General features: G+C 59.9%; 1 protein-coding gene. It reads left to right on the forward strand.

The features are described 5' to 3' along the window. On the forward strand, positions 1-1,361 hold a 1,361-nt coding region (locus ABYT07_RS21145), incomplete at both ends, for an Ig-like domain-containing protein (protein ID WP_372993958.1).

The raw sequence follows: 1,361 nt of genomic DNA on the forward strand, positions 1-1,361 counted from the left end.
ACGCAGGACAGCCTGTCCTTTATCGACCAGAACGGCATCAGCGGCAGCTATGATGCGCTGACGGGTGTCCTGACGCTAAGCGGCACCGCGACGCTGGCGCAGTATCAAACGGCAATGACGGGCGTGACCTACGCCAACAGCTCGGACGATCCGGATACGACCGACCGCGAGATCAGCTTTGCCGTCAATGATGGCGACGCCGACAGCGCCATTGCAACGTCTACGGTCACGGTCGAGGCCGTGAACGACGGGCCAACGGTCTTGGGCGCGACCTCGGTTGGGGCGACGACAGTCAATACCATCCAAGACTACAATGCGCCCAATTCTGCGGGCAACGGCGGCTTCAATTCAGCCTACAACGGGTTGCCGGGTGGTCAGGTTGACGGGCGGGCAATCTCTGGCTTTGCTGCCGGTGATCAGGTGACCTTTACGATCAGCGGGGCGAATTTCTACTTCAAGCTGTCTGACAGCGAAGGTAATTTGCTGGCCCCGTTTGACGGTCTGTTCTCGAACCAGTTGCCGGGTGGCACCTTTACGGGGACCTACACGGTGCAAGGCGGTGCAGATACGTATCTGCGTTGGGACCTTACCGGTAATTCGCAAACCGGGGGCAATCCTTCCTATTCGGTCGCAGCAACAGCGGAAACCGGTGGGTTGATCGTGGACGAAGACACCTCGGCATCCTTTAGCGATCTGTCGGTCCTGGATCCTGACGCAGGGGCAGGCGACATTGCGGTCGATCTGGGCGTTGATCACGGTGCGCTGTCCCTTGGAACCTCAGCAGGTCTGACCCTGACAGACGGTGACGGGTCCGACGGCACGCTGGCCTTTACCGGCACGGTTGCCGATGTCAACGCGGCCCTTGCTGCGCTGGATTATACCGGCGATCAGGACTTCAACGGTGAGGACAGGCTGAACATTAGCATCGATGACCAAGGTAACAGCGGCACGGGTGGCGCGCAAAGCGCCAGCGCCTCCGTTGTGATCGACGTGGCGGCAGTGAACGACGCGCCGGTCTTTGATGCGCCGGGAGCACCGACCAGCTTTACTGTGGTCGAGGATGAAGCGGTGCAGATTCAGGGTCTGTCCTTCTTTGACGCAGAATGGACCGGGGTCGGTACCACTTACGAGATGTCTGCGGTTATCGCGGTTGATCACGGCACGCTGAATTTCTTTGGCGATATCTCTGGCCTTGTGGTCGCGGGCAACAATGGCGAAAGCAGCGTGACCTTGCAGGGTGACCTGCTTGCCGTTAACCAAGCGCTTGGATCGCTGATGTATGTGCCTGATGCCGACTTCAACGGTGCGGACGAGATCCGCGTTGAGGTCAGCGATCTGGGTCAAACCGGGACCGGTGGCGT

Origin of the sequence: Sulfitobacter sp. (assembly GCF_041552635.1) — a bacterium.
In the GTDB taxonomy this organism is placed as follows: domain Bacteria; phylum Pseudomonadota; class Alphaproteobacteria; order Rhodobacterales; family Rhodobacteraceae; genus Sulfitobacter.